Annotated in this window: 10 protein-coding genes; 8 read left to right on the forward strand and 2 right to left on the reverse strand. The window is 31.7% G+C overall.

From position 1 onward, the window contains the following. Positions 1–150 precede the first annotated feature (150 nt). From ACKGJY_RS15195 to ACKGJY_RS15205, 3 genes are all read left to right on the forward strand, one after another. Positions 151–945 carry a cation transporter gene (locus ACKGJY_RS15195; RefSeq protein WP_413974754.1) on the forward strand — a complete coding sequence of 265 codons (795 nt, stop codon included), beginning with the start codon at positions 151–153 and terminating at the stop codon, positions 943–945. Between the two features lie 550 nt (positions 946–1,495). Continuing rightward, positions 1,496–1,861 (forward strand): hypothetical protein, encoded by a 366-nt coding sequence (locus ACKGJY_RS15200; protein ID WP_413974755.1) that lies wholly within the window; start codon positions 1,496–1,498, stop codon positions 1,859–1,861. 400 nt (positions 1,862–2,261) lie between these two features. Further along, positions 2,262–2,555, forward strand: a complete 294-nt coding sequence (locus tag ACKGJY_RS15205; RefSeq protein WP_413974756.1) for a hypothetical protein — start codon at positions 2,262–2,264, stop codon at positions 2,553–2,555. Here ACKGJY_RS15205 and ACKGJY_RS15210 read toward each other — a convergent pair. Then, the gene (locus ACKGJY_RS15210; protein WP_413974757.1) at positions 2,536–2,754 is read right to left on the reverse strand and encodes a hypothetical protein; all 219 of its coding nucleotides are present in this window, start codon (positions 2,752–2,754) and stop codon (positions 2,536–2,538) included. The genes ACKGJY_RS15205 and ACKGJY_RS15210 overlap by 20 nt on opposite strands. 212 nt (positions 2,755–2,966) lie before the next feature. On the opposite strand from ACKGJY_RS15210, the gene ACKGJY_RS15215 reads away from it, so the two are divergent. Further along, positions 2,967–3,437: a lipocalin family protein gene (locus ACKGJY_RS15215; protein ID WP_413974758.1), complete on the forward strand. Its 471-nt coding sequence runs from the start codon at positions 2,967–2,969 to the stop codon at positions 3,435–3,437. A 13-nt stretch (positions 3,438–3,450) separates the two neighbouring features. Further along, positions 3,451–3,747, forward strand: a complete 297-nt coding sequence (locus tag ACKGJY_RS15220) for a hypothetical protein (protein WP_413974759.1) — start codon at positions 3,451–3,453, stop codon at positions 3,745–3,747. On the opposite strand, the gene ACKGJY_RS15225 is transcribed toward ACKGJY_RS15220, so the two are convergent. Then, on the reverse strand, positions 3,728–3,943 hold the full coding sequence (locus ACKGJY_RS15225; protein WP_413974760.1) for a hypothetical protein: 216 nt from the start codon (positions 3,941–3,943) through the stop codon (positions 3,728–3,730). The two genes, ACKGJY_RS15220 and ACKGJY_RS15225, sit on opposite strands and share 20 nt — an antisense overlap. Before the next feature lie 165 nt (positions 3,944–4,108). On the opposite strand from ACKGJY_RS15225, the gene ACKGJY_RS15230 reads away from it, so the two are divergent. The 3 genes from ACKGJY_RS15230 to ACKGJY_RS15240 all read left to right on the forward strand — a co-directional run bounded on the left by ACKGJY_RS15230 (position 4,109) and on the right by ACKGJY_RS15240 (position 8,120). Beyond that, positions 4,109–4,729 carry a hypothetical protein gene (locus ACKGJY_RS15230; protein WP_413974761.1) on the forward strand — a complete coding sequence of 207 codons (621 nt, stop codon included), beginning with the start codon at positions 4,109–4,111 and terminating at the stop codon, positions 4,727–4,729. A gap of 837 nt (positions 4,730–5,566) precedes the next feature. Beyond that, complete coding sequence (locus ACKGJY_RS15235; RefSeq protein ID WP_413974762.1) at positions 5,567–5,884, forward strand: DUF6660 family protein; 318 nt, start codon at positions 5,567–5,569, stop codon at positions 5,882–5,884. A 76-nt stretch (positions 5,885–5,960) separates the two neighbouring features. Then, a complete protein-coding gene (locus ACKGJY_RS15240; RefSeq protein ID WP_413974763.1) occupies positions 5,961–8,120 on the forward strand; it encodes a TonB-dependent receptor in 2,160 nt (719 codons plus the stop codon). Positions 8,121–8,580 lie beyond the last annotated feature (460 nt).

Raw genomic sequence — 8,580 nt, forward strand, 5'->3', positions numbered from 1 at the left:
ATGTATAACCGCAATTACGGCGGATTCGACTACGTCCGAATCCACTCGGAATTGCTAATGTCAGTGCGTAACCGAAAATAATCGCTAATTAACCCGTAACTGACGGTTATACGAGACCGTTGTGGTTAATACCGAAAACCAAAAAACCGAGTGAAAAAAACCATATTTGAAATTACAAAAATGGATTGTCCTTCAGAGGAAAATCTAATCCGAATGAAATTGGACGGAATTTCAAGTATTGCGAATTTGGACTTTGACATTCCGAATCGAAAATTGACAGTTTTTCACAGCGGAGAAATTGACCAAATCGAAAAGTCAGTTACCGAACTGAATTTAGGCGGAAAAAAAATCTCGACTGAACAAACCGACCAAACGGAATTTAAAGAAAATACAATCCAAAAAAAGCTACTTTGGTCTGTACTTGCAATCAATTTTGCCTTTTTCATTATTGAAATGACGACAGGAATTATCTCAAAATCAATGGGACTTGTTGCCGATAGTTTGGATATGCTTGCCGACAGTTTTGTTTACGGAATTAGTTTGTTTGCGGTTGGCGGAACTGTAATTAAGAAAAAGCGGATTGCCAAACTTGCTGGATATTTTCAAATTACACTTGCGGTTATCGGATTTGTAGAAGTTTTAAGGAGATTTTTCGGAGACGAAAAACTTCCCAATTTTTCAACAATGATTGTCGTTTCGATTTTTGCACTTATCGCAAACGGTATTTGTCTTTATATTTTGCAAAAGTCGAAAAGTAAGGAAGAAGCACATATGAAAGCAAGTATGATTTTTACTTCAAATGATGTGATTATTAATTTAGGTGTTATAATCGCTGGACTTTTGGTAAATTGGTTGAGTTCGAGTAAACCTGATTTGATTATCGGAACAATTGTTTTTATTTTGGTAATTCAAGGTGCATTTAGAATATTGAAATTAAGTAAATAAAATAAGTACTAACCACAACAACGTGTATAATTAATTGCTTTGGTCGTTGTTTACTTGGAAAATTCCTTCGGAATTTTCTCGCGTTCGTTTTTGTTTACTAAATTAGTTGCTTAAACACGCAACTAACCATACACAAGACCGTTGGTGTCAATAGTGCGTTTTTTATATCAGCCAACATAGCGGAATTTTATAAAGGTAGATTTATGGCGGAATAACCGCTCCCCTTTTACTATGAAATAACTCGGGTTGGTCTCTTTTCCAAGCAATTGTCGGTGGAAAGTTTGCCAAGTCTCTGGTTAGCACTAAAAACAGTGTTTTTTGCTCATTATGCCCTTGGGGTTTGCGGTTGTTTTGCGCTATTCCGTAATTGCACTTAATACTGGCGCACTACTTAAAACCAACAATGTGTAAAAAAAATACTATTTTTGTGACTTACATTGATAAAGTACTCGTTTGCTTGCTTACGATTTTCCTTCGGAAAATCGCTGCTCACAAACCCGTACTTTGTTTACACTAAAACGTTACCACACATTTGAGAAAACCGAACTAAATGACAATTTGGACTGTATTATTAATAATTATTGGAGTTTATGTATATCTGACTTATACTAAAATTGAATTCTTAAAATTAAGAAATGGATGCAAAAAAATATCGGCAGAAGTTGTGGAATATAGAAAAGAAAAAGGACCAATGCGTAATGATTATACTGAATTGGATTACCCATATGTGAAAATTGATTTAGAAAACGATGAATATATAATTAGAAGACTGAAATATGCTAACAGTTGGAACAAATCGTTTGACATTGGACAAAATATTGATGTGTTTTGGTATGGAAATGACCTTTTATATTGGAATGCTTATGATAATGGAATTAATAAATATTTACCTAATAAATGGAATCCACTGAATTGAAAATTCTAACGAGAAATAAAAACGTGTGGTAACATTGTATATAAAAAATTGCTATTTTGTGCTTAACCAATGGAAGTTGCTTTGTTTGCTAGCTTCTGATTTTCCTTCGGAAAATCCTCGCACACAAACACGCAACATTTCATATACGTAACCGTTGTGTTTAATTTAAAAACAAGAACACTAGATGAAAGATAGAGAGGGACGAAATAATAAATTAAAAAAATGGAGAGGATGCAACGTATGTAAAGATTTCTATTTAGTGTTATGCTCAGGATTCCCTAAAAGGGATGCGAAAACTGTTCGAGTTGAACGGATAAACTCACCAACTCTTTAAACATTGACTAGATTGAAATATATACAAACCCCTCTCCTTATTTAAAATTAATAAAATTCAAAAAATATGTTTAACGGCAAAAAATTTAAAACTAGCCTTAATGAACTTTCGGAAAATAAAACCGATAGTCTTTTTGGCACAATAGAACAACAAGAAAAACTAACAAAAGGTCTTAAAGCTATCAAAGACAAACACGCTGAATTTTTTAAAGACAAAGAGTATGGATTTAATGAAATTGATAATTATTTTGTATTTGACAACTATACTAATAAACCAAAATTAGAATTCAAAGAATACAAAAATCTTGACGATAACATTAAAAATGATGTTTTAGAATTATTTAACTCTGTTTACCAATAACATGATGAACGCCTTCAAATTCTCGTTCAATGCCTTCTTCTATAAATTTAATTGCGTTATAGATAGATATTGCTCTAGTTCCCTTTGGAGTTTTCACATGAACCCAACCATAATCATCCGTAAAAATGATATTTTCTTTTTTAAAAGAATCATCTAAAGATGTAACGTTGGACTGATTTTCAGAAACTGTGTCTGACATAAATAAAAAACTAAACACAACAAAGGCTATAATTCATTGCTATTACTAGCGTACTTGGAAAAATTATTTACCTAAATTATGTTATTCGTTGACCTAAATTTTTAAGTTTCAAACCACGCAACGAAATCATAGCCTAAAACGTTGTGTTTAATAAAAACAAGAACACTAGATGAAAGATAGAGAACAAAATAACATTTTGACCAACTAAGAACATGAAGAAAACATTTTTATTTTTTTTAGCAATCATAAGTCTTGGTTGCAGTAGTAGTGATGACAATTCCAACACAGAAAACAATTCTGATATTCTAGGTAAATGGGTAATTACTCAACTTGACTTTGAGGACAATTACAGTTATCCTGAATGTGCCGTAAACAATAATACTTATGAATTTATGGACAATGGAGATTTGATTTACAAATATGTTACAGGAAGTAGTTGCAACCAAACAGGAACTAATAATTATGAATACAACGTAGAAGGTAGTGTAATGACTAAAATTGAGCCAAACGGTGGATTTAACCCTGAAAATGATTACATAGAGAAATTTAATGTTAAAGAATTAACCCAAACTAAATTAGTACTTGAAGCTTATTACGTGGACGAAGGACTTGACAATGGTGGCGGAATAATAAATATACCCTCAGAAGATAGACGTGACGAAATTTGGGAAAGAGTAAATTAAAAAAATAAAAGATATGATTTTTGACAGTAAAAAAATGGAAGAAGGCTTTAAAATGCTATCCGAGAAAAAAGCAATAAGTCTTTACGGCTCTGTTGATAATAGTAAAAAGTTTATAAACGGACTTAAAAGCATTGAAGAAAAATATGCTGACTTTTTTAAAAACAAGGATATTGGCTCTAAAAACATTGAAAATTATTTTACAATAGACAATGTTGCAAATAAACCTAGATTAGAATTTAGAAAATATAATAAGCTTAACGATGCTATAGAAAAAGAGGTTTTGGTATTATTCAATTCTCTTCTTTTGTAAGAAGATTAGATTTAGAATTATGCTCTATGTCATTAATGACTAAATTAAAGATATGCCAAAAGGTTGTTTGTATAGTTCCTTTTGTAGATTTTATACAAACAATATCATTATCTTCCATAAAGATGATATTTTCTTTATTAAAATAATCATTTAAAGATGTAACGTTGGACTGACTTTGAGAAACGGAATCTGACATTAAAAAAAACTAAACACAACAAAGGCTATAATTCATTGCTATTACTAGCGTACTTGGAAAAATTATTTACCTAAATTATGTTATTCGTTGACCTAAATTTTTAAGTTTCAAACCACGCAACGAAATCATAGCCTAAAACGTTACCAAACAGTTGAAAACCGAACAATGAAACAACTTCTGTCTCTAATATTAATATTTTCGATTCTATCAAGTTGCGACCGAAAAAAACGGGACAAAACCCAATCTGAATTTAACCCAAAAACGGAATTAAAAGCAGAAACGAAATCTGAACCAAAAAAAGAATTGGAAACTATCCAATCAAAAAAGAAAAAGGATACAATTAATAATTACTGGGCTTTAATTCTTGATACCATTTCCAGTAAAAAAGAATTTAAAATTTCTGACTTTAAGCATACTCTTGAATTAAAAACTTATAGCTTAAACGATAGTTCAATTGTTAGGAATTTAGCTCAAGACGGAAAACAAGCGTATTTAGACCATTCTCATAAAATGGTAACAGATTTTAAACTTTTGACTGACTCAATTGTTGACAAAAAGCAAATCGACCGAACTGACTTTGAGAAAATACTGATTCCTGAATTTTACGCAGAATGCAATCTCTTCTCAACCGAAATTGATAGCATATCAGGAAACATAGTTTACTTGACTTCTGATTTGGCTGTTCCTGATACTGACAATCAATGGAGAGTTTGGTATTCGATTAAAATTAAAGATAAGAGAATTGGAAATTTAGAAATTAAGGAATCTGATTACGTAGGAATGTAAAAAACCGTTTGGTAACACCGTATAAAATTAATTGCTGGTTTTAGCCAGTTTACGAAAGTCCTCGCGGACTTTCTATCTGTGATTAATTTGCTAACTTTAGTGCTTAAATCACGCAACTAATCTTATACAACAACGTTATAAACAATAGCTCCCAAATATTATAAAAAAAATATTCTGACTTTAAATCGGATTCAAAAACCAATCTTTACGCTGACTTTTACCACTATTCGCAAGCGGATTTCAAAACGGACTTAAAAAAACCAATCATTACGCCGACTTTTAGCTAGATTGGTAAGCGGATTTCTGTACTCGAACGATAAACGGACTGCGGATTAAAAAGCGGATCTTAACTCGGACGGTGGATTTTGATAAGCGAAACTTGCCAAAATTGTGCAGTTTATTACCGTACGAAATCTAAATATTGTGGTTGGTTGTTTATCGAAACGGTGTTGGGTTAAAATTGCGGCGAAATGGGATTACTCAAAACTGTCGCTACCGTTTATAACAATATGTATAAAAAATGCTTACTTTAGTGCTTAATCAATGATCTGTGCTTCCTTAGCTACTGCTGATTTTCCTAGCGGAAAATCATACGCGCTAAGTCGCACATTTCATACATAAACCGTTGTGCATAATGCAGAAAATAGCCCTAAACATAAACATTTGAACTAAAAAAGCCAACGCGCAAACAGCACATTTATTTTTTTGCCAACGCGAAAAGCCAATGCTTAAAAAAACAAAAGAGCTGTTTCTATGCCAACGCTAAATTCATTCTTGAAAATCGGAATAAAAAACTTTGCAACACCATTGCATTGAAATTTATTTATCTTTGTGCCAATGAAATTTATAACTATCATACTATCATTATTAATTCTTGGTTTGTCAATTAAACCTTGTTCTGACGGAAATAATGCCGAAGACCAACATCAAGAAGAAATATCTGCTGAACACAATCATCAAAATGATAGTGATGATACTTGTCCAATAACTTGTATTTGTAATTGTTGCGGAATCGCAATTACATATGAGCCAATTCAAACTTTTGAATTAGGTTTTAATAATCAAATCTCTACCGAAATATTATCTGTGTATCAATCAATATACAGATTTAACTTTCATTCCAATATCTGGCAACCGCCACAATTAATTAGCTAAAAATATCGACTAAAAGTCAAAATTTTAAAGTTAATTAATATTTACATTTTCAATGAATAAATACATATTGAGCGCAATGCTCACAATCATAATGTGCTTTTTTGTCAAAGCACAAACATCTGATATACAAATAAAAGTAGTTTCAGAAACCGAAAACGAGCCATTATTAGGTGCAACAGTCTATTTTCAAGAATTCGAAAAAGGAGCAGTAACCGATTTTGACGGTATTGCAACTTTTAACGAAATTCCGAATGGAGAACATATCGCAATAATTTCCTTTTTAGGTTTTGAAACCTTAAAAACTATAATACAAATTCCAACTAATTCAGATTTAATTTTCAAATTAAAAAGCGGTGAAAACCAATTGGATGAAATTGTATTACAATCTTCAAGAAGTACAAGAACCGTAAAAAAAATTCCAACAAGAATTGAATTTATTGGAGTTGAGGAATTGGGAGAAAAAGCAATTATGAATCCAACAAATATTTCGATGGTGCTTCGTGAAAGTACAGGAATACAAATGCAACAAACATCTTTAAGTAGTGGAAGTACAAACATTAGAATTCAAGGTCTTGATGGCCGTTACACACAACTTTTAAGAGATGGATTTCCACTTTATGGGGGCTTTTCAAGTGGTTTGAGTATTTTGCAAATTCCACCTTTAGACTTACAACAATTTGAAATTATTAAAGGAAGTTCTTCAACACTTTATGGTGGTGGTGCAATCGCTGGATTGGTAAATATGGTGTCAAAAACACCTGACGAAGAACCTGCTTTAGACATTATGCTTACACAAACACAAGCATTGGGAAGTACTGCAAATGTATTTTACAGCAAACGAAATGAAAAGTTTGGTATTTCGCTTTACGGTTCAGGTCATTATCAAAAAGCTTACGACCCAGAAGATGATGGTTTTAGTAATTTACCAAAGACTAAATCTATTTCATTTAATCCAAAATTCTTTTATTATCCATCTGACAAAACTACATTTTGGTTAGGTCTAAACGGAACTTATGACGATAGAATTGGTGGAGACATTACTAAAATAGAAAGTGGCGAAAATGGAATTCATCAATATACAGAGGAAAACATTTCAAAAAGATTGAGTAGTCAAGCAGTTTACAAAACGCAAATAGATTCTATTAGTTCTTTGAACATTAAAAATAGTGTATCTTTTTTCGATAGAAATTTAACGATTCCCGATTTCAATTTTGATGGTAAACAAACCAACACATTTACGGAAATATCTTATCAAAAAGAGACTTCAAAAGCAGATTGGATTTTTGGAGCAAATTTATATACTTCAAACTTTGACGAAAATGATAATGCAACTTTGCAACGTGACCAAAAAGACATCACTTACGGAATGTTTGCTAACAATATTTATGACCTTTCCGAAAATTGTATTTTAGAAACTGGGTTGCGAGCAGATTACAATACTGATTTTGGCTTTTTTCCGCTTCCAAGAATTTCTGTGCTTTATAAAAATGATAATGGATTTTCAAGTAGAATTGGTGGTGGTTTAGGTTACAAAATTCCAGATATTTTTACAGAAGAGGCTGAATTTATAAATTTTGAAAATGTACTTGGTATTAACAAATCTTCACTAAAGGCAGAGAGTTCTTATGGTGTAAATTTAGATTTCAATTATCAAACACGTTTATTTGAAACCATAGGTTTTTCTATTAATCAACTTTTTTACGTTACTGCTATTAATAACGGTTTGCTGTTAAATAGTACAGACAGCGGAATGTTTGCATTTGAAAATGCAACTGATGAAATTCTAAGCAAAGGAGCAGAAACAAATATAAAGTTTACTTATAAAGATTTTAGATGGTTTTTAAATTATGCACTTATAGACACTAAATTGAACTATTTAGCAGGAAATCCACAAAAACCATTAACTGCAAAACATAATGCAGGAAGTGTTTTGATGTACGAATCTGAAAAATGGCGTATAGGTTATGAAACTTATTACACAGGAAAACAATTTTTATCAAACGGAACAGAAACTACAGATTTTGTAACTATGGGTTTACTATTAATGCGTAATTTTAAATTTGGTAGTGCATTTGTGAACTTTGAAAATTTCACAGATAGAAGACAAAGTAGGTTTTCGCCTTTAGTTTTGCCACCACATGAAAATCCAGAATTTCCCGAAATCTATGCGCCAACTGATGGTTTTATTTTTAGCGTTGGAATTATTATTAAACCATTTGGTAATGATGAACATTAGAAATCAAAAAGCCGACGCTTAAGCCATACACATTTACAGTCGCATCATCCAAGCTTCACCAAAACTGTAAAAGAATATGTCTTGCCAACGCTGACAATTGAACTAAATAACAAACATCGGAAAACCAAGCTGAACGTGAAAACACTATGCACAACAACGTGTATAAAACATAGCTAATATAGGATTTCCGTGAGGTTTTTGTATATTTGCAGAGTACGCCAAATTTTTAATTTTATATATTTAAAAAAGTAAAATTAAATATAAAAATTAAAAATTCGGCTCGTACTAAATCCGAAAAATCAGTTTTTATTTACAAGCTACGTTTCATACACAATACCGTTGGTGTCAATAGTGCGTTTTTTATATCAGCCAACATAGCGGAATTTTGTAAAGGTAGATTTATGGCGGAATAACCGCTCCCCTTTTACTATGAAATAACTCGGGTTGGTCTCTTTTCCAA

Source organism: Hyunsoonleella sp. 2307UL5-6 (genome assembly GCF_047345485.1).
Taxonomy (GTDB): domain Bacteria; phylum Bacteroidota; class Bacteroidia; order Flavobacteriales; family Flavobacteriaceae; genus Jejuia.